Here is a 19,493-nt window from a genome sequence, read left to right on the forward strand (position 1 = left end):
GGCAGGGGACAGCAGGACTCAGGGAGTCATAACTACATGGAAGACACGCAGAATCCGTACGCCGCGCCGACCGCGCCGTTGCCGGTCGAACTGGGGGAAAGCGTCAAGGCCGATCGCGGCATCCGTCTGGTCGCGCGCCTGATCGACGGCGGCCTGCAACTGGCGGTGCTGGTGCCGATGATCGTCGTGTTGGTGCTGGCCGGTCCCAATTCCGGCGGCGCCGGCAGTGCCGACCAACTCAACGGGATCCAGATTGCGGCACTGGCCCTGAGCGGGCTGATGACCCTGGCGCTGGTGATCTATCAGTTCGTGCTGCTGTACCAGACCTCCCAGACCCTGGGTAAGCGCTGGATGGGCATCAAGATCGTGCGCAACGACGGTTCGTCGTGCAGCTTCGGCCGTATCCTCGGCCTGCGCATGTTCGTGACCGGGTTGATCGAGCAAGTGCCCTGCATCGGCATGGTGTTCGCGTTGGCCAACGTTTTGTGGATCTTCGGCGAAGAAAGCCGCTGCCTGCACGATCTGCTCGCCGACACCAAGGTCGTCAACGTCTGATGCTCGACACCTATCGCCAGGTGGTGACGCCCGAAGGGGTGGCGTTGCACCTGCGCGCTGCCGGACCGGTGCCGCGCGCGTTGGCTTACGCGCTCGATCTGATCGCGCGCGGAGCGATCTACACCGCGATGTTCCAGGCGCTGGTGTACGCCTTCGGCGGCGCCGGTTACGCGATCCTGATGCTGGCCAGCTTCGTGCTGAGCTGGTTCTACTCGGTATTGTTCGAAGTGCTGATGCAGGGCCGCACGCCCGGCAAATGGGCGCTGGGCCTGCGTGTGGTCGCCGCCGACGGCGCTCCGGTGGGCTGGATGGCCTCGTTCACGCGCAATCTGCTGCGGGTGGTCGACGCGCTGCCGGTGGGCTATGCGGTCGGTCTGACCGCCTGCCTGATCGATCCGTGGAGCCGCCGGCTCGGCGACATGGTCGCCGGCACCCTGGTCGTGCATGCCGCGCGCTCGCAGGCGCTGCACGAGGCCGCGGTGGCGCCGGCGCTCGCGCCCAATCAAGTGCTGCTGCCGCACGAACAGGCCGCGGTCGTCGCTTTCGCCGAACGCGGACCGCGCCTGACCGCGGCGCGTCAGGCCGAACTGGCCGATCTGGTCGAGTCGCTGGTGCATGCGCGCGGCGCGCCGGCGGTGACGCGCCTGTACGGTATGGCCAACTGGCTGCTGGGGCGACGATGAGGCAGGATCGTTTCGTCGAACGCCATCAGGCCGAGTGGCGCGAATTCGAGCTGTGGCTGGACAAGCGTTCGCTGAGCGCGCGCGAGGCGCGCAAGCATCGGCGCGAGTGGACCGGCATCAGCGACGACGAGTTGCCGGCGCGGCACCGTCGCCTGTGCCAGCAGTTGGCATTGGCGCGCCGGCGCGGCTACAGCGCGGTGGTCACCGACCGCCTGCAATCGCTGATGCAGCGCGGCCACAGCGTGCTGTACCGGAGCAAGCCGCTGCATCCGCGGCGCGCGATCGAGTTTCTGCTGGCCGGCTTCCCGCGCCTGGTGCGCGCCGAATGGCGCTGCATGCTGGCCGCGGCGGTGTTGTTCGTGGTGCCGCTGGTGACCATCTTCGTCGCCATCCAGGTCAAGCCGGATCTGGCCTCGGGCCTGTTCGACGCGCACACCCTGGCCGGGTTCGAGCGGATGTACGACCCGACCAGCAAACGCGACCTGGGCCGCACCGACGAAGACGATCTGCAGATGTTCGCCCATTACATCGGTAACAACGTCGGCATCGGCTTCCAGACCTTCGCCAGCGGCCTGGTCGCCGGGTTGGGCACGGTGTTCGTGCTGATCTTCAACGGCATCATGATCGGCGGCGTGGCCGGACACCTGCAGGCGGTCGGTCACGGCGATCCGTTCTGGCGTTTCGTCGCCGGGCATTCGGCGCCGGAGTTGACCGCGATCGTGATCGCCGGCGGCGCCGGTCTGCGGCTGGGCCTGAGCCTGATCGCGCCGGGCCAGCGGCGGCGCGTGGATTCGCTGATCCATGGCGGAAGGCGCGGCGCCAAGATCTGCATCGGCGTGTTCGCGATGTTGGTGTTCGCGGCCTTCGTCGAGGCGTTCTGGTCGTCGATCGGCAGCATGCCCGCGCCGATCAAGTACGCGGTCGGCGCGCTGCTGTGGGCGCTGGTCGCGCTGTGGCTGGCGCGCGGCGGCCGCAACGCGCTGCATCAAGACGACGAAGACGCGCAATGAAACTCGAAGCGCTCACCGTCGCTCTGCGCCCGCGCACGTCCTGGGAAGCCTGCGAACTCGGCATGGCCCTGGTCCGTCGCCATGCCGGCGCGATCTGGAAGCCGTGGCTGCTGGTCACCCTGCCGATGCTGGCGCTGCTCAACCTCGCCGGCTGGGCGCTGGATCAGCTGTGGTTGGCCGGCGTGTTGATGTGGTGGCTCAAGCCGTGGTTCGACCGCATCCCGCTGTATGTGATCTCGCGCGCGGTGTTCGGCGATGTCCCCGGCACGCGCCAGACCGTGCGCGAACAGTTCCGTTGGGGCGCGCGCTGGTGGCTGGCCTACCTGACCTGGCGCCGGCTGGGCCCGGCGCGTTCGCTGTACCTGCCGGTGGATCTGCTGGAAGGCGGCAGCGGCGCGGAGGCGCGCGAGCGCCGCGCGGCGCTGGGCGCGCCGGTGTACGGCGTATGCGCGCTGTTGACCCTGGTGTGCTCGAACTTCGAACTGCTGATCATCATCGGCGCGGTGTTCGGCGGGCTGATGTTCATTCCCTTCGACTACTTGCCCGACACCGTGAAGTCGCTGTGGGATTCGTTCCTGGAACAGCCCGATTGGATGAATGCGTTGTTCAACGTGCTGATGTGGCTCGCGGTCAGCGTGATCGAGCCGTTCTACGTCGGCGCCGGGTTCGGTCTGTACCTCAATCGCCGTACCGAGATCGAAGGCTGGGACATCGAGATCGTGTTCCGCCGCCTGCGCGCGCGCCTGGCCGCGGCCGCCGCGCCGACGCTGATGGCGCTGTGCCTGTGCATCGGCTTGCTGCCCGATGCGGCGGCTCAACAGGCCGGCGAGAACGCGCCTGCAACCGAGGCGGTCGCTCCGTCGGAGCAGGCGCCTGCTCCGGCGCAAGACGGCGAGGCCGCGGACGAGTCTTACGAGGAAGAAGACGAGCCATCCATCCATAGCGCGCCGATTCGCGCGTTCGATGAAAGCAAGAAATCCAAGCGCCTGCCGTCGACGTTGAACGAGCTCTACGGCGATGCGCGCAGCGACGACCGCGCGCTGCGCGATGCGGTGGCCAAGGCGATGAAAGAACCCGCCGTCGCGCCCAAGCGCAAGGAAACGGTGTGGAAATCCAAGCAAGAGGTCAAGGCGCCGAAGATCGATTCGACGCGATCGCGCCGCGATTTCAGCACCCTCAGCGAGGGGCTGGCGGCTGCGGTGCAGATCGTGTTGTGGACCATCGTGGCGCTGATCGTCGCCGCGTTGCTGTTCAGCATCGGTCGCTGGCTGGGCTGGTTCCGCGGCGGCGGTGAGGTCGATCCCGACGCGCCCGGCGAGTTGCGCACCGGCGCGATGGCCGAAGCCGAGCCGCTGCCCGACGATATTCCCACCGCGATCCACCGGCTCTGGAACGACGGCCGCCGCCGAGATGCCTTGGCGCTGATGTACCGAGCGGCGGTCGAATCGATGGCCACCCGCGCCGAAGTGGTGCTGGTGCCCGGCGCGACCGAGGCGCAATGCCTGCGCGCTTCGCGCAAGCTGAGCTCGGCCGAAGACCGCGACGTGTTCGCGCGCGCGGTGCGCACCTGGCAGTACGCCGCCTATGCGCAGACGCTGCCGGCTTCGGAGGATTTCGACGATCTGGTCGGCCAGTTGAGCCAGCGCTTCGGGTGGGCGGCGTGAACCGCGGCAACGCAGTGCTCATCGGCGTCGCCGCGGTCGTGGTGATCGTGGTGGCCGTGCTTGCCGGAGTCGTGTGGAAGCGCGGCTACGTCAAAGTCGAGGAGACCGTCGATGTGCCGCGCACCGGCGAGGCCGCCAGCAATCCGCTGTACGTGCTCAAGCTGGCGTTGCAGAAGGACGGGGTCAAGGTCGATGCGCGCCAGCGCTTGCTGCTGGCCACGACCACGCTGCGGCCGCGCGACACGGTGCTGATCTACCGCGATCCGCGCACGCTCGGCGCCGCCGATGCCGAGCGCCTGCTGGCCTGGGTCGAGCGCGGCGGCCATCTGATCGTGCGCACGCCGCCGTGGCGCGAAACCCTCGGCAGTTCGCCGGTGCCGGTGCTCGGCGAGCTGGGAGTGACCCTGCTCGATGCCGACGACGTCGGTGACGATGCCGAGGAAGAGCGCAACGACTGCGTCGGCTTGTACGAACGCGGCCTGGCACCGCAGCGCCTGTTCTGCGGCGACCGCCGGTTCTATTTCTACAACAGCGAGGTCGATCCGGATTTCGCCTGGGGCGATGAGGACGAAGCCTACGTCTATGCGCGCTTCCCGCACGGACAGGGCAAGGTCGATGTGATCTCGGATCTGGACTTCCTGTCCAACCGCGGTGGCACCGGCAACTCGTTCTTCGACGGGTTCGGCATCGGCAACGACGCCATCGCCGAGCCCGCCAACGCCGCGCTGGCGCGGCAGATACTGGCGCCGAATTACCGCGCAGGCACCATGCACCTGATCTACGCGGCGGAAGTTCCGTCGCTGTGGAAGACGCTGATCGTCAACAGCTGGATGGCCTGGCTGCCGTTGCTGCTGTGGCTGCTGGGCTGGCTGTGGCAGCGCATGCAGCGGCTGGGCCCGCTGCGTCCGGCGCCGGCGATGGAGCGGCGTTCGCTGCTCGAACACATCGTCGCCAGCGGCGAACATATTTATCGCTACGGCTACGGCCCGAGTCTGCACGCGGCGGTGTTGGCCGCGTTCCTGGCGCGCCTGCGCCGGCGCGATCCTTACGCGGCCTCGATCCAGGGCGAGGCCCAGCTCGATCTGCTCGTGCAACGCTACAAGAACGAACCCAACCTCGGCGTCGCCGCGATCCGCGACGCCCTGACCACGCCGCTGGCGCGCGACCACGCCGCGTTCCGCACCCGCATCGCCACTTTGATCCGCATGAGAAACCGCTTATGAGCCTCGACGCCGCTCCGCTCGTTCCGATCACCGGCGCCGCGCTGGCGCAACGCGCCGCCGATGTGCGCGAGGAAGTCGGCAAGGCCTTCATCGGCCAGGCCGAAGTTCTCGATCAAATCCTGATCGCCCTGCTCGCCGGTGGCCATGCGCTGCTGGAAGGCGTGCCCGGCCTGGGCAAGACCCTGGTGGTGCGCGCGCTGTCCAAAGCGCTGGACTGCGGTTATGCGCGCGTGCAGTTCACCCCCGACCTGATGCCCAGCGACATCAGCGGGCACGCGGTCTACGACCCCAAGACGGAGAGCTTCAACATCCGTCGCGGGCCGGTGTTCACCAATCTGCTGCTCGCCGACGAAATCAACCGCGCGCCGGCCAAGACCCAATCGGCCTTGCTGGAGGCGATGCAGGAATTGCAGGTCACCATCGAAGGCCACAGCTTCGAGCTGCCGCCGCCGTTCCTGACCCTGGCCACGCAGAATCCGGTCGAACAGGAGGGCACCTATCCGCTGCCCGAAGCGCAGTTGGACCGGTTCCTGCTCAAGATCCTGATCGACTACCCCAGCCGCGCCGACGAGAAGCGCATGGTCACCGCGGTCAGTCTGGGACGCAGCGCGTCGGATTTTGATCTGTCGCAGGTGCGGCAGGTGCTGGGGCCGGAGGAAATCGTCGCGATGCAGCAGGGCACCGCGCTGGTGCGGGTGGACGAGGCGGTGATCGATTACGTCGTGCGCATCGTCGGCAAGACCCGCGATTGGGCCGGTATCGCACTCGGCGCCGGACCGCGCGGCAGCCTCGGCCTGGTCCGCGCCGCGCGCGCGCAGGCGGTGCTGTCGGGTCGCGATTTCGTCACTCCCGACGATGTGCGCGAAGTGGCCAAACCGGTGCTGCGCCATCGCATCGCCTTGTCGCCGGAGTTGCAGATCGAAGGCCAGTCGCCCGACGACGTGTTGCACGCGCTGCTCGCCACGGTGGAAGCGCCGCGTCAATGAGGTCGCGCCAATGAGGGCAGGTCAATGAGGGCAGGTCAATGAAAGCTGGCGTGCCGCCGCCGCTGCCGGTCGCATCCAGTGCCGCAGAACTGTCGGTGCCGCGCGATCGCGCGCTGTCGCGACGCGGCTGGGCGCGGCCGTCGCCGCGTTTCGCCTGGCTGGCGCTGCCGTGGTCGGCGCTGGGGCTGGCGGCCAGTGCGGGCTGGGTGAAGCCGCAGCTGTGGCAATTGGTCACCTCGGCGATCCTGTTGATCCTGATCGCCGACCTGTGGCGGTTGCTGCGCGCGCCGACGCCGCGCGCCAGCCGGCGCATGCACGACACCTGGGCGATCGGCGTCGAACGCCCGGTGACCCTGGAGATCGAAAGCGAGCGGCGCCAGCGCATGGACGCGTTCGACCTGCATCCGGGCGGCTGGGCGATGCGCGAGTTGCCGCGCCGGCTGGATTTGGGCGGCGGCGAGACGGCGAGCTTCGAATACCACCTGCGCGCCAACACCCGCGGCGATTTCCAGTTCGACGGCGTGCAACTGCGGCTGCATTCGCCGTGGGGATTGTGGTGGCAGTCGCGCGTGTCCGGCGAAATCCAGCGCGTGCGCGTGTTCCCCAATTTCGCCCCGTTGGCCAAGTTCGCGATGTTCAGCGCCGAACAGGCCTCGCGCCTGGTCGGCGCGCACGTCAAGCGCCGCCGCGGCGAGGGCACCGATTTCCATCAGATGCGCGAGTACCGCGTCGGCGACAGCCTGCGCCAGATCGACTGGAAGGCGACCGCGCGCGCGCGCCGTTTGATCTCTCGCGAATATCAGGACGAACGCAATCAACAGTTGGTGCTGATGCTCGACACCGGCCGCCGGTTGATGGCACGCGATGGCGAGCTGTCGCATTTCGACCACGTGCTCGATGCGGCGCTGGTGGTGGCATACCTGGCGCTGCGCCAGGGCGACGGCGTGGGCCTGCTCGCCAGCGGCGGACAAAGCCGCTGGGTACCGCCGCAGCGCGGGGTCGGCGCGATCGACAATCTGTTGCGCGCCAGTTACGCCCTGCAGCCGCAGCCGGTGGCCACCGATTTCCTCGCCGCGGCCACCGAACTGTCGTTGCGCCAGCGCCGCCGTTCGCTGGTGATGCTGGTGACCAATCTGCGCGACGAGGACATGGACGACCTGCTCGCCGCGGTGCGCATGCTGCGCGGCCGCCATCTGGTGTGCGTAGCGAGCCTGCGCGAGGGCTCGCTGGACTTGGCCTTGAACGAAGACGTCGAAGACCTGTCCGGCGCGATCCGCGCCGGCGCGACCGCGCAATACCTCGAACATCGGGTGCGCGCGCACGAAGCCTTGCGCAATCACGGGGTGATGGTGCTGGACGTGAACTGCGATCAGTTGGCGGCGTCGCTGGTGGAGAAGTATCTGGCGGTCAAGCGCGACGGGTTGCTCTGAAGTCAACCGCAGTTGCGCAACAACGTCCGACTTCGAAACTACCCGGACGCCGCAGCCGCAAACGCCGCACTATCCAAAGCCCTCGCTTCTGCTGTTCCCCCCTTTTCAAACGGGGCAACAGCACACACCCACGCTCAATTCGGCGCGGTGGCCCGTTCCAGCTCCGCCAGCCAATCCATCGCCTCGTCGCGGTCGCGCCCGCACATATCCCGTTGCGGTTGCAACGAGCCGCAAAACGTCGGCCGCTCCGGCTTGCCGAACAAACGACAGCGCAGCTCGTCGTCGAGCTGCACGCAGGGGATGCCGGCGGGTTTGCCGTGCGGCATGCCGGGAATCGGCGAGGTGATCGAAGGCGCGATGCAACACGCGCCGCAGCGGTCGCGGCAATGCATGGCGAAGGCTCAGGCGGCCGGCGCGGGTCGGCGGGCCAGGATCGCCGCCAGCAACAGGGTGATGCCGACCAGCGAGATCAACATGTTGACGATGCCCAGCACCGCCATGCGCATCGCCAGCGAGCTTATCGCGGCGGCGCCTTGCTGCGCCATCCAGGTGAACCATACCTGGCTGCCCGCGCCCAACAGCGAGCTCAGCAGCAGCAAGCCGAAGCCCAGGCTGGCGTAAGTGCTGGCCCGGCCCAGCGTGCGGCTGCGGACCAGGCACAACGACAGGCCCAGCGTGTACAGCAGCAGGCCCGGGATCATCGTCAGCAGATGCGGCAGGGCCGAGACTATCCAGTCGTTCATCGCATCGCGCTCGTGGCGGAGCGGATGCAGAAGCGGTCGCGGCCGCATGCCAAGGTCGACGCGCAACCGCCGCGCATCGCGTTCAATCCGCCGTGACCAACGCCACCGCGCCCTGCCGCAATTGCGCATACACCGGATCGGTGTCCGGGCGCTTGCGATGCCAACGCTCGAAACTCTCCGCGGCTTGTTCGACCAGCATGCCCAGGCCGTCGATGCGATCGTGGGCGCCGGCCACCTTGGCCCAGGCCAGGAACGGAATCGCCGCTTCGCCGTAGCTCAGGTCCACCGCCGCGGTGCGCGGCGTGGCCAGGCTCATCGGCAGACTCAGGGTGCCGTCCTCGCGCGCGGCCGAGGTCGCGTTTACGATCAGGTCGAAGTTGCCCAGCGTGCCTACGTCGGCGAGGTAGCGCGGGTGCACGCGGCCGGGCAGGCCTAGCGCATCGGCCAGCGAGTCGGCGCGTTCGGCGGTGCGGTTGACGATATACAGATCGCCGATGCCGGCATCCAGCAGTGCCGGCGCCACGCCGCGCGCGGCGCCGCCGGCGCCGATCAGCAGGGTGCGACGCTCACGCAGATCCAGACCGTGGCGCTCGGTGAGGTCGCGGATCAGGCCGACCCCGTCGGTGTTGTCGCCCTCCCAGCCGGTGGCGCTGCGGATCAGCGTGTTGACCGCGCCGGCGCGGCGGGCGCGCTCGCTCAGGTGTGAACAGATGCCGGCGGCGCGGGTCTTCAGCGGCAAGGTGATGTTGGCGCCCAGCCCGCCCTCGGCGGCGAATTCGGCCAGGGCCACGTCGAAGCGTTCCGGTGCGGCGTCGAGCGCCGCGTAATCCAGCGCGATCCCGAACTGGCGCGCGAACGCCGCATGGATGCGCGGCGACAGCGAGTGGGCGACCGGATGGCCGAACACCGCGTAGCGCAGGACCGGGCTGGACGAACTGGAATCGATCGACATGAGCGCGCCTCGTTCTAGACTGTGACCCTTCCAGTGGGAGACGCACGATGCGGCACGCCAGGGTCTGGTTACGTTCGAGTGTACTCCTCGCCTGCGGGCTCGCCAGCACGGCCCAGGCGGGTTTGAACGAATTCGGCATAGAAGGCATGGGCATTGTCTCAACCCCGCACAGCGAGGTGCGCGCCAGCGTGAGTCCCGACGGACGGCGCATCGTCTGGGGTAGCACCGACCGTCCCGGCGGCCCGGCCGGACGCGACCTGTGGCAGGCCAGCCTGATCGACGGCCGCTGGCAAAACCCCGAGCCGTTGCCGATCAACAGCCCGGCCAAGGACTACGACCCCATGTTCAGCGGCGACGGCCGCTGGCTGTATTTTTTCTCCGATCGCCCCGGCGGGCTGGGCAACGAAGACCTCTACCGTGCCGCGGTGCTCGGCGACGGCGGCTACGGCGCGGCCGAGAACCTCGGCTCCGGGGTCAACACCGCCGGCAGCGAATGGGCGCCGACGCCGAGTCGCGACGGCCGTCATCTGATGTTCGCCAGCGATGGCCGCGGCGGCGCGGGCCGGCAGGATCTGTGGGTCGCACGCTGGGACGGCAAAGCCTTCGTCGATCCTCAGCCGGTGCCCGGCATCAACAGCGCGGCCGACGAGTTCGACGCCACCTGGCTCGGCGACGGCCGCGCGATCGTGTTCACTCGCTCCGACGATGTGATGAACAAGGCCGTGCGCCTGTTCGTCGCGCAGTGCGACGGCCGCCAGTACGGCCCGGCCGAACCGCTGAAGCTATCGTTCAACAGCGAGGACGGATTCACCTACGGCCCGGTGATCGATTGGCACAAGCCCGGCGAGTTGCTGCTCAACGGCACGGCCAAGGCGCCCAAGGCCGGTAAGCAGGATATCTACCGGATCAAGGCGCCCACGGTGACCGGTCAGGGCGGCTGCGTCGCCGACGCGGTGCTCAAGCAAGGGCGGCAGCGCGCGTTGCCGCGGATTCGCTGAGCGGACATCGCCGCGCGCTGCCAGAACTTTTTCTCACCTTGGATTCAACAATGCGCTTTTCTCCGTCGCGTCTCAGCGCCTGCCTCGCACTGTGCGTTCTCGCCGGCAGCGCCTATGCCTTGTCCGAATTCGGCATCGAAGGCATGGGCGTGGTCTCCACGCAGCACAGCGAAGTGCGCGGCGCGGTGAGTCCCGATGGCAAGCGCATCGTCTGGGGCAGCACCGATCGCAGCGGCGGCACGGGCGGCTGGGATCTGTGGCAGGCGAGGTTGATCGACGGACGTTGGCAACGGCCCGAACCGCTCACGATCAACAGCAAGAGCAACGATTTCGATCCCTTGTTCAGTGCCGATGGTCGTTGGTTGTATTTCTTCTCCAATCGCTCCGGCGGCCGCGGCGGCGACGATCTGTATCGCGCCGCGGTGCGCGACGACGGCAGTTACGCTGCGGTCGAAAATCTGGGGCCCGGCGTCAATAGCCCAGGCGACGAGTGGGCGCCGACGCCCAGTCGCGATGGCCGCCATCTGTTGTTCGCCAGCAACGGCTTCGGCGGCGCGGGACGTCACGATCTGTTCGTCGCCCGATGGGACGGTAAGGCTTTCGTCGATCCCAAACCGGTGCCAGGCGTGAACACCGCCGACGATGAATTCGACGCCGCATGGCTCGGCGACGGCCGTGCGATCGTGTTCGCGCGTTCGAAGAATGTCGAGAACGATCCGATACGTTTGTACCTCGCGCAATGCGATGGTGCGCGTTATGCCGAAGCAGCGCCGTTGGCTTTGTCGTTCAACACCGACAGCGGTTACACGCTCGGGCCGACGCTGGACTGGAACAAGCCCGGCGAGCTGTTGATCAGCGGATCGGCGAAAGCGCCCAAGGCCGGCAAGATGGATCTGTACCGGATGAAGGCGCCCGCGGCGACCGGCCGCGATGGCTGCATCGGCCTGGCCACGTCGAAATAAGGCGCAGCGGCCAACCATTCGTCGGATGCGAACGGTCAGGCGAATTCGACGCGGCGCGTGAATGTTCCGCGCGCGCGATGCATGCGCACTCCGTCGATCCGCATCGATTCGCCGCCCATCGGATTCGAGTGAGCACGCGCGGCGTCGCCCGGCGGCGGCTGTCTATCCTGCCTCGGCCACAGTCCGTGGCCGACAGAGGACGTGCGATGCGCAACATGAATCGTAGTACGGGGGCCTGTTGTTCGCGTTGTTGTTCGCGTTGTTGTTGGCGATAACCGCGGCGCCGTCGAGTGTCGCGCCGATCGACGGTTTGCCGACGACGCCGCAGCCCCCGCAACCGCGTTGGGGCACGTGGGAAGCGACGGTGCGCTGGGTACAGCCGCACACCGTTCCGGGGCCGAACGGTCCGTTGGTTTACACCTGCATGTACGCGCACATCTCGGCCGCTTCGCAAAGCGACTGCGAAACCCAATTGAGCGGCTATGCCGGTCAGTCCGGCGTGAGCGTGGTGGAGTTCTGCGCCTTCCATCCATTCTGACGTAGTTCGCCGCGGGGCCGTGCGGCCGGCCTCGTGGTATCGGTACGATGCCTGCGCGACAACTTCAAACCTGACGGAAAACGCGAATGACCCTGGCGGTGAGTGGCGCATGATCTACGACAAGAAAGTCATCGTGCATTCGTTGAGCGGCTCGCTGGACGATATGCACGCCCTGGTCGAACAATGGCGGACGCTCGAGGTGAACTACGTGTCCTTCGTCGGCGCCAATGCGCAGCGGCTGCAGGACGAGTTCCTCGATGCTTGCGTCTTGCTGAGTATCCGCGACGGATGGGAGCCCGACGGCGAGCCCGATCCGTACTTCATTCTGTCCAGCGCGTTCGACGGCGAACGGATGGACGAAGCCATGGAGCTCGCGTTCGTACTCGGCGGCCGGCCGGCGCGGCCGGTATGCATCATGCAAATTTGAACGCGTACGCGCGGATCAGTCCGTGACTTTACGCGCGCCGGAACTTCAATTCTCCTCGCGTATCCACTGCGCCGCATCCAATGCGAAGTAGGTCAACACGCCGTCCGCGCCGGCGCGCTTGATCGAGGTCAGCGCCTCCATCACGCAGCCGCGTTCGTCCAGCCAACCGTTCTGGATCGCCGCGCGCAGCATCGCGTACTCGCCGCTGACTTGATAGACGAAGGTCGGCGCGCCGAACTCGTCCTTGGCGCGGCGTACGATGTCCAGGTACGGCAGGCCCGGCTTGACCATGATCATGTCCGCGCCTTCGTCCAGGTCGAGCGCGATCTCGCGCATCGCCTCGTCGCTGTTGGCCGGGTCCATCTGGTAGGTGTACTTGTTGCCCTTGCCGAGCGCGCCGGCCGAGCCGACCGCGTCGCGGAACGGGCCGTAGAAGCTCGACGCGTACTTGGCGCTGTAGGCCAGGATGCGGGTGTGGATGTGGCCGTCGAGTTCCAGCGCCGTGCGAATCCGGCCGATGCGGCCGTCCATCATGTCGCTGGGTGCGACCACGTCGGCGCCGGCGGCGGCGTGCGACAGCGCCTGCTTGACCAGCGCCTCGACGGTTTCGTCGTTCATGACGTAGCCGCTGTCGTCGATCAGGCCGTCCTGGCCGTGGGTGGTGTAAGGATCGAGGGCGACATCGGTGATCACGCCCAGGTCCGGGAAGCGCTGCTTGAGCGCGCGCACCGCGCGCTGGCACAGGCCGTCGTCCTGCCAGGCGGCTTGCGCGGTCAGCGACTTGGCCTCCGGTGCGGTGACCGGGAACAGCGCCAGCGCGGGCACGCGCAGTTCGCTGGCGCGTTCGGCCACGCGCAGCAGCTCGTCGATCGACAGGCGCTCGATGCCGGGCATGGAGCCGACCGGCGCGCGGCCGTCGAGTTCGTGGACGAAGACCGGATAGATCAGGTCGTTGGCGGTGAGGACGGTCTCGCGCATCAGCCGGCGCGAGAAGTCGTCGCGGCGCATCCGCCGCGGGCGCGAGTAGGGGTAGGTCATGGGCCTAGTTTACCCCCGTGCGGTGGGGCGGCCTGCGACCGGCGGTCGCGGACACTGTGTTCTGCCCAACTGGGTCAGGCCGATGTCGCGGCGGCCCCCTGTAGGAGCGGCGCGAGCCGCGACCGCGAATGGAGGCGGCCGGCGCGACCTTGTGGTCCCGCGGTCGCGGCTCGCGCCGCTCCTACAGGGAGCCCATGTCAGTCCGAATACACCCGATACCGCAACGGTCGCACATGCACGGTGCTGCCCGAGGTCGGGATCACCGCGTCGGGCGTGGCCACCAGGTCCAGCTCCAACGGCCGGTGCTGGCCTTCGATGCTCAGTTCCAGGGTGATCCGCTCGGCCAGCCGGTGCGAGGACAGCACTCGTGCCGGCAGGCCCTCGCCGTCGCCGACCAGGGCCATGTCGTGCGGCCGCACGTACAGCCGCGCGCGGCTGCGGCTGTGACTGTCGACCGGCAGGCGCAGGGCGTGGCCGTTGACCGAGAGCTCGCCGCCTTCGGTCTGGCCTTCGATCACGTTGGCGCGGCCGATGAAATCGAACACATAGGCCGAGGCCGGCGTGCTGTAGATCTCATCGGGCGTGCCGATCTGTTCGATCCGGCCGTCCTTGAGCACGACCACGCGGTCGGCCAGTTCCAGCGCTTCTTCTTGATCGTGGGTGACGAACAAGGTCGTCTGCCCGGTGTGATCGTGCAGCCGGCGCAGCCAGCGGCGCAGTTCGACCCGGACCTTGGCGTCGAGCGCGCCGAAGGGTTCATCCAGCAGCAGCACGGTCGGATCGATCGCCAGCGCGCGCGCGAGCGCCACGCGTTGCTTCTGCCCGCCGGACAGTTGTTCGGGATAGCGTCCGCCCAACTCCGGCAGCTGGATCAGCCCCAGCAGTTCCTGCACGCGCTTGGCGATGGTCGCCTTGTCCGGCCGCCGCGCGCGCGGCCGGCTGCGCAGGCCGAAGGCGATGTTCTCGGCCACGGTCATGTGCTTGAACAAGGCGTAATGCTGGAACACGAAACCGACGTTGCGCTCGCGCAGACTCAGCCGGGTCGCGTCCTGTTCGCCGAACAACAGCTGGCCCGAATCGGGTTGCAGCAGGCCGCCGATCACGCGCAGCAAGGTGGTCTTGCCCGAACCCGAGGGTCCGAGCAGCGCGACCAGTTCGCCCGACGCGACGTCCAGACTCACCGCATCCAGGGCGGCGACGTTCGCATAACGCTTGGCGATGGCTTTGAGGTGCAGATCCATTCGTGGCGATACCTAGTGAATCAACGCGGGTGAATCAGTACGGACGGCAGTACGGATGAATCAATGTTTTCGACGCGAACGCGCCAGCGCATCGCCGTGGCGCGCTTCCAGCCATATCTTGGCCAGCAGCGTGACCAGCGCCATGCTCGCCAACAACGACGCCACCGCGAACGCCAGGGCCGGTTCGCTGCCGACCTGCATGTGCAATACCTCCACGTGCAGCGACAGCGTGTTGGTCTGGCCGACGATGTTGCCCGAGACCACGGTGACCGCGCCGAACTCGCCCATCGCGCGCGCGCTGCACAACAACACGCCGTACAGCAGGCCCCATTTGATGTTGGGCAGGGTCACCCGGAAGAACATGGTCCAGGCATTGGCGCCGAGCGACCGAGCGACCAGTTCTTCGTCGCCGCCTTGCTGCTCCATCAGCGGGATCAACTCGCGCACTACGAACGGGAAGGTCACGAACAAGGTCGCCAGCACGATCGCGGGCGTGGCGAACATGATCTTGATGTTGTGGGCGTTGAGGAAATCGGCGAAAAAACCATGGCTTGGACTGAACAGCAGCACCAGGCACAGACCGGCGACCACCGGCGACACCGCGAACGGCAAATCGATCAGCGCCATCAAAGTGCGTTTGCCGCGGAATTCGAATCGGGTCAATGCCCAGGCCATGAATACGCCGCAGACGGCGTTGATCGGCACTACGATCGCGGCGGTGAGCAGAGTGAGCTTCAAGGCTGCGATCGTGTTGGGTTCGGTGATTGCCGCCATCCAGACCTTGAGTCCGCTGCCGAAGGCCGTACCGAGCAGCATCAGCAGCGGCAGCACGACGATGAGCAGCATGATCGCGGCGGCCGCGATGATCAGGCACCAGCGCACCCAAAGCGGTTCTTGCAGGGGATCGCGTTGCGGCGGCTCGCGAAGTTCAGTCATCGCGGCGATTCCCGTGGGCGAACAACGCCGATGCGGCGTTGATCGCGACCAGACAGGCGAACGACATCAACAGCAGCAAGGTCGCCAGCACGATCGCCGCGTTGACGCCGCCGTCTTCGTTGAGACGGATGGTGATCAGCAGCGGCGCGATCTGGGTCTTCATCGGCAAGTTGCCGGCGATGAAGATCACCGAGCCGAATTCGCCCAGGCCGCGCGCGAACGCCAGCGAGAAACCGGTCAGCAGGGACGGCAGCAATTCGGGCAGGACCACCCGCCGCAGCGCGGTCAGGCGCGAGGCGCCGAGCGAGATCGCGGCTTCTTCCTGTTCGCGGCCCAGCGCTTCGAGCACCGGTTGCACCGTGCGCACCGCGAACGGCAGGCCGATGAAGATCAGCGCGATCACGATGCCGGTGATGCTGTTGACCAGTTTGATCCCGAACGGCTGCGTGAATTGGCCGACCCAGCCGGTCTCGCTGTAGATCGCGGCCAGGGTGATGCCGGCGACCGCGGTCGGCAGCGCGAAGGGCAGATCGACCAGCGCATCCATCAGGCGACGGCCCGGGAAGCGGTAACGCACCAGCACCCAGGCGATCACCGCGCCGAACACCAGCGCGACCACGGCCGCGATGAAGGCGCTCAGGAAGCTGACCTTGAGCGAGGAGACCACCATCGGATCGGAGATCGTGCGCAGCCAGCCGGCCACGCCGAGGCCGCCGGAGCGCAGGATCAGCGCGGCCAGCGGCAGCAGGACGATCAGGCCGAGCCAGATCATGCCGATGCCCAGGCCGAGCCCGAGACCGGGCAGCGGCCGGCGCCATCGGGTGGCGGAGGTCGGCAGGGGAAGGACTTGCTCGCTCATGTGGCGTGGGCGGCAACTTAATTGTGGGGACAGAGGGTTGGACGCTATCGCGCCAGCGGGGTTCCTGGGAAATGCGGGTTGGTTGTTTCTAGGTGCGCGATGGCGATATGAAGGGCCGAGCATCATGGCGGCGGCGATGTTCGGGCCGGATGAATGCGGCGTCGTGCCCATTCCGGGGGTGGTGCCGTGGACCGTTGCGAGCGCCTTGCTCACGCCTGAGTGCGGCCGGATTAGGTTGCACCGGTCCCAGCCACCGCAAGCGTCGCGATATGTTTTTTAACCCGACCTTGGACGCGAACGTCCGCGAACTGATCGCCCGGCTCCAATCCACCGATACCGACACCGCGGCTGTCGCCTCGGCGCTGGCTGAACTCAGGGATCTGTTCATTCCCTCGTCCAGCCGCAATCCGCTTGCCGACGACGGCTCGCTGGCTGCGTTATGGGCGGTCGTCGTGCCGGTTTTTCTGCGTGCCCGCGATGCGGATCATCGCGAAAACGCGGCGCCCTTGCTGTTGCCCCTTTAACAAAAGAGGCGAACGGCCGTGAAGCGGACGTGGTGGATTTGCGTTTGCTGTTGCTTGAAGCAAAAGCACAAACAAATCCCCCTAGCCCCCTTTTTCAAAGGGGGGGGATTTCAATAGGGAGATTTCGAGAGGAAGTGGAGGCTTACTTCGGCAAATAAATCTTGTCGAAGAACCCGCCATCGGAGAAATGCGCCGCCTGCGCCTTCTTCCAGCCGCCGAACGCGCCGTCGATGGTGACCTGCTTCACCTCCGGAAACTTGGCCAACTCGGCCGCCGGAACCTTGTCCGGCTCGGACGGGCGGTAGCCGTGCTTGGCCGCCAGACGCTGGCCTTCGGGCGTGTAGAGGAAGCGCAAGTACGCTTCGGCCTGCTTGCGCGTGCCGTGCTTGTCCACGTTTTTGTCGACCCAGGCGACCGGCGGTTCGGCCCTGATGCTCAGGCTGGGGATGACGATCTCGAACTGATCGCGGCTGTTGGACTGGGCCAAGGTCAGCAACGCCTCGTTTTCCCAGGCCAGCAGCACGTCGCCGATCTTGCGGTCGACGAAGGTGGTGGTGGAGCCGCGCGCGCCGGTGTCGAGCACGGGCACGTTCTTGAACAACTGGGCCAGGTAGTCGACCACCTTGTCGCCGTCGCGGAACTTGGTCGAGGCCCAGGCCCAGGCGGCCAGATAGTTCCAGCGCGCGCCGCCGGAGGTTTTCGGATTGGGCGTGATCACTCCCACGCCGGGCTTGATCAGATCGTCCCAGTCCTTGATGCCCTTGGGATTGCCCTTGCGCACCAGGAACACGATGGTCGAGGTGTAAGGCGAGCTTTGATGCGGCAGACGCGACTGCCAGTTCGCCGGCAACTGCTTGGCGCCGGCGATGGTGTCGATATCGCCGGCCAGCGCCAGGGTCACTACGTCGGCTTCCAGGCCGTCGACCACCGCGCGCGCCTGTTTGCCTGAGCCGCCGTGCGATGCGCGGATGCTGAGGGTTTCGCCGGTCTGCTGTTTCCATTGCGCGGCGAAGACTTGGTTGACCTCGGCGTAGAACTCGCGGGTCGGATCGTAGGACACGTTGAGCAGTTCGACGTCCTTGGCCCAGGCCGTGCCCGCGGCCAGCGCCAAGCTCAGCACCATCAAGCGGAAAGCGGTTTTCATCTGTGAGTCCTCATGCGGGATGGCGATCGTTAAGGCGGAAAATCTGCGATCAGAAAGCAAGGCGATCAGAAAGCAAGCTGTGCGCGAGTGAAGAACGCCTTTTCGTCCTCGCGGTCGCGGCCCGCGGGCGCGCCACCGTCGAATTGGGTTTGGGTGTAGTTGGCGACGAGCTTGAGGTTGCCGGTCAGATACCAGTTCAGACCCAGCCCCCACGAACGCGCCGCGGCGGCGACCGCCGCCGGATCGGCGTAACGCGGGAACGCGCCGTCGTCGATTTCCAGACGGCCGTAACGCGCGACCAGCTCGAACGCGCCCCAGCCTGCACCACCGACCGTAAAAGCTTGGTTAGGCCGGGACACGCCCCTGTAACCGGCATCTTCGCCGGTGAGCACCAGGCCGGCGGTGAGTTGCCAGGCGGTATGATCGAGTTCGGCCTGATTGGCGCCGATGCGCACTTCTTGGCTGGAGTTGACGTATTCGCCGAGCAGGCTGAATGCGTTGCGGTAGTAGTACAGCTGCGGCGACCAGCGCTTGGCTGCGCCGTCGGCGAGCGCCGTGCCGCGATAGTTGAAGAACTGCGATTGCCCCGGCGTGCGATAACGCGGCAGGAAGTTGTTGCCGCTGCCGGCGCGGTCGCCGACGCTGCCGCCCACGCCGAAGCCCAGTCCCGACAAGGCGTTGCTGGCGTTCTTCCACGGTTCGAAGAACACGCGGCCGGCGTATTCGAATTCGTTGTCCGGATTGGCGGTGGGACTGTCGCGGCCGTCGACCGCGCCGTTGAACACGCCGAGCGCGTAAGAGACCGTCGATCCGGCGAACTCGCCCTGCAGTTGCAGGCCCAGATCGCGATTGGGCGTGAGTTCGGAGGCCAGGCCCAGTTCGATCAGGCCGGTCGAGCCGCTGGACTGCAGGCGTTCCAATCCCACCGGGCTCTTGAACTTGCCGATGCGCAAGGTCGCGCGCGGATCGAACTTCAGATCCAGGTACGCATCGTTGATGGTGGCGCTGTCGCCGGCGAACTCAGGCAGGATCCGGAAACCGATCAGCGAACCCCAGGTGCCTTCGATGCTGGGCTGGATGCGGCGGAACAGGAAGGTGTCGTTCTGCGGCACTTGCTCATCGCCGATGAAGAAGCGGCCGTCGGCTTGCACCAGGGCCTTGAACTTGACTTCCACATCGCCCGGCTGCGGCGATTTGATCGCCAGTCCCTTGCTCGCGCTGAGCGACACCGTCGGCGTGCTCGCGGCCTTGGCCGCGCTTTCCTCGGCTTGCAGCTCCAGCCTGCGTTCGATCACGCGCAGGCGCTGGTCCAGATCGGCCAGGCCTTCGCCCGCGGCCGGATCGGCGCTGCCGGCGGTGCCCAGTCGTTGCTCGATGGCGCGCAGCCGTTGCGCCAACTGTTCCACCGTGAGTTCGGCGGCCGATGCGGGCAGGCCCAGCGCGCAGGCGAGCGCGCCGCACAGCGAGGTGACTGCGATGCGCGACGTGCGCGCGGGCCGTGGCCGGGTTTGCATGATGTGCTCCTTCGATCGGTGATGACGGTGGAAGGGCCCGGTGGCGCGGACCACGGAACTGGTAGA

The 19,493-nt window shown here is 67.1% G+C and carries 21 protein-coding genes; 12 read left to right on the top strand and 9 right to left on the bottom strand.

Translation table 11 applies throughout. The features are described from left to right. The first annotated feature begins 36 nt into the window (after positions 1 to 36). From ACTOWJ_RS08950 to ACTOWJ_RS08980, 7 genes are read left to right on the top strand one after another with little or no spacing between them, the layout of a single operon-like run. Positions 37 to 555, top strand: a complete 519-nt coding sequence (locus ACTOWJ_RS08950) for an RDD family protein (protein ID WP_441334252.1) — start codon at positions 37 to 39, stop codon at positions 553 to 555. Further along, positions 555 to 1,238: an RDD family protein gene (locus ACTOWJ_RS08955; protein WP_441334253.1), complete on the top strand. Its 684-nt coding sequence runs from the start codon at positions 555 to 557 to the stop codon at positions 1,236 to 1,238. Before ACTOWJ_RS08950 ends, ACTOWJ_RS08955 begins: the two co-directional genes overlap by 1 nt. Then, entirely contained in the window at positions 1,235 to 2,248 is a 1,014-nt protein-coding gene (locus tag ACTOWJ_RS08960; RefSeq protein ID WP_441334254.1) for a stage II sporulation protein M, read from the top strand. Before ACTOWJ_RS08955 ends, ACTOWJ_RS08960 begins: the two co-directional genes overlap by 4 nt. Then, the gene (locus ACTOWJ_RS08965) at positions 2,245 to 3,912 is read left to right on the top strand and encodes a DUF4129 domain-containing protein (RefSeq protein ID WP_441334255.1); all 1,668 of its coding nucleotides are present in this window, start codon (positions 2,245 to 2,247) and stop codon (positions 3,910 to 3,912) included. Before ACTOWJ_RS08960 ends, ACTOWJ_RS08965 begins: the two co-directional genes overlap by 4 nt. Then, complete coding sequence (locus ACTOWJ_RS08970; protein ID WP_441334256.1) at positions 3,909 to 5,135, top strand: DUF4350 domain-containing protein; 1,227 nt, start codon at positions 3,909 to 3,911, stop codon at positions 5,133 to 5,135. Before ACTOWJ_RS08965 ends, ACTOWJ_RS08970 begins: the two co-directional genes overlap by 4 nt. Further along, positions 5,132 to 6,121 (top strand): AAA family ATPase, encoded by a 990-nt coding sequence (locus tag ACTOWJ_RS08975; protein ID WP_441334257.1) that lies wholly within the window; start codon positions 5,132 to 5,134, stop codon positions 6,119 to 6,121. The genes ACTOWJ_RS08970 and ACTOWJ_RS08975 overlap by 4 nt, the downstream gene beginning before the upstream one ends. Before the next feature lie 38 nt (positions 6,122 to 6,159). After that, a complete protein-coding gene (locus ACTOWJ_RS08980) occupies positions 6,160 to 7,551 on the top strand; it encodes a DUF58 domain-containing protein (RefSeq protein ID WP_441334258.1) in 1,392 nt (463 codons plus the stop codon). 134 nt (positions 7,552 to 7,685) lie between these two features. Here the strand turns inward: ACTOWJ_RS08980 and ACTOWJ_RS08985 are convergent, their stop codons facing one another. The 3 genes from ACTOWJ_RS08985 to aroE all read right to left on the bottom strand — a co-directional run bounded on the left by ACTOWJ_RS08985 (position 7,686) and on the right by aroE (position 9,246). Then, entirely contained in the window at positions 7,686 to 7,943 is a 258-nt protein-coding gene (locus ACTOWJ_RS08985) for a YkgJ family cysteine cluster protein (RefSeq protein WP_441334259.1), read from the bottom strand. Positions 7,944 to 7,952: 9 nt separating this feature from the next. Further along, positions 7,953 to 8,294, bottom strand: a complete 342-nt coding sequence (locus ACTOWJ_RS08990; RefSeq protein ID WP_441334260.1) for a hypothetical protein — start codon at positions 8,292 to 8,294, stop codon at positions 7,953 to 7,955. Positions 8,295 to 8,376: 82 nt separating this feature from the next. Beyond that, a complete protein-coding gene (gene aroE, locus ACTOWJ_RS08995) occupies positions 8,377 to 9,246 on the bottom strand; it encodes a shikimate dehydrogenase (RefSeq protein ID WP_441334261.1) in 870 nt (289 codons plus the stop codon). A gap of 47 nt (positions 9,247 to 9,293) precedes the next feature. Between aroE and ACTOWJ_RS09000 the strand changes: the two genes are divergently transcribed. The 4 genes from ACTOWJ_RS09000 to ACTOWJ_RS09015 all read left to right on the top strand — a co-directional run bounded on the left by ACTOWJ_RS09000 (position 9,294) and on the right by ACTOWJ_RS09015 (position 12,171). Beyond that, positions 9,294 to 10,244 carry a TolB family protein gene (locus tag ACTOWJ_RS09000; RefSeq protein ID WP_441334262.1) on the top strand — a complete coding sequence of 317 codons (951 nt, stop codon included), beginning with the start codon at positions 9,294 to 9,296 and terminating at the stop codon, positions 10,242 to 10,244. A 50-nt stretch (positions 10,245 to 10,294) separates the two neighbouring features. Next, positions 10,295 to 11,206, top strand: coding sequence for a TolB family protein (locus tag ACTOWJ_RS09005; RefSeq protein ID WP_441334263.1), 912 nt, complete (start codon positions 10,295 to 10,297; stop codon positions 11,204 to 11,206). A gap of 238 nt (positions 11,207 to 11,444) precedes the next feature. Next, complete coding sequence (locus ACTOWJ_RS09010) at positions 11,445 to 11,744, top strand: hypothetical protein (RefSeq protein ID WP_441334264.1); 300 nt, start codon at positions 11,445 to 11,447, stop codon at positions 11,742 to 11,744. Positions 11,745 to 11,853: 109 nt separating this feature from the next. Continuing rightward, positions 11,854 to 12,171 (top strand): hypothetical protein, encoded by a 318-nt coding sequence (locus ACTOWJ_RS09015; RefSeq protein ID WP_441334265.1) that lies wholly within the window; start codon positions 11,854 to 11,856, stop codon positions 12,169 to 12,171. 45 nt (positions 12,172 to 12,216) lie between these two features. On the opposite strand, the gene hemB is transcribed toward ACTOWJ_RS09015, so the two are convergent. From hemB to cysT, 4 genes are all read right to left on the bottom strand, one after another. Next, complete coding sequence (gene hemB / locus ACTOWJ_RS09020; protein WP_441334266.1) at positions 12,217 to 13,209, bottom strand: porphobilinogen synthase; 993 nt, start codon at positions 13,207 to 13,209, stop codon at positions 12,217 to 12,219. Positions 13,210 to 13,406: 197 nt separating this feature from the next. Next, the gene (locus ACTOWJ_RS09025) at positions 13,407 to 14,450 is read right to left on the bottom strand and encodes a sulfate/molybdate ABC transporter ATP-binding protein (RefSeq protein WP_441334267.1); all 1,044 of its coding nucleotides are present in this window, start codon (positions 14,448 to 14,450) and stop codon (positions 13,407 to 13,409) included. 60 nt (positions 14,451 to 14,510) lie between these two features. After that, positions 14,511 to 15,386, bottom strand: a complete 876-nt coding sequence (cysW, locus tag ACTOWJ_RS09030) for a sulfate ABC transporter permease subunit CysW (RefSeq protein ID WP_441334268.1) — start codon at positions 15,384 to 15,386, stop codon at positions 14,511 to 14,513. Continuing rightward, on the bottom strand, positions 15,379 to 16,245 hold the full coding sequence (cysT, locus tag ACTOWJ_RS09035) for a sulfate ABC transporter permease subunit CysT (protein WP_441334269.1): 867 nt from the start codon (positions 16,243 to 16,245) through the stop codon (positions 15,379 to 15,381). Before cysT ends, cysW begins: the two co-directional genes overlap by 8 nt. Before the next feature lie 287 nt (positions 16,246 to 16,532). Between cysT and ACTOWJ_RS09040 the strand changes: the two genes are divergently transcribed. Continuing rightward, positions 16,533 to 16,769, top strand: coding sequence for a hypothetical protein (locus ACTOWJ_RS09040; protein ID WP_441334270.1), 237 nt, complete (start codon positions 16,533 to 16,535; stop codon positions 16,767 to 16,769). A gap of 142 nt (positions 16,770 to 16,911) precedes the next feature. On the opposite strand, the gene ACTOWJ_RS09045 is transcribed toward ACTOWJ_RS09040, so the two are convergent. Both ACTOWJ_RS09045 and ACTOWJ_RS09050 read right to left on the bottom strand, forming a co-directional pair. Continuing rightward, positions 16,912 to 17,913: a sulfate ABC transporter substrate-binding protein gene (locus tag ACTOWJ_RS09045; protein ID WP_441334271.1), complete on the bottom strand. Its 1,002-nt coding sequence runs from the start codon at positions 17,911 to 17,913 to the stop codon at positions 16,912 to 16,914. A gap of 65 nt (positions 17,914 to 17,978) precedes the next feature. Further along, positions 17,979 to 19,427, bottom strand: coding sequence for an OprO/OprP family phosphate-selective porin (locus tag ACTOWJ_RS09050; RefSeq protein ID WP_441334272.1), 1,449 nt, complete (start codon positions 19,425 to 19,427; stop codon positions 17,979 to 17,981). Positions 19,428 to 19,493 lie beyond the last annotated feature (66 nt).

Origin of the sequence: Lysobacter sp. CA199 (assembly GCF_052078715.1) — a bacterium.
In the GTDB taxonomy this organism is placed as follows: domain Bacteria; phylum Pseudomonadota; class Gammaproteobacteria; order Xanthomonadales; family Xanthomonadaceae; genus Lysobacter.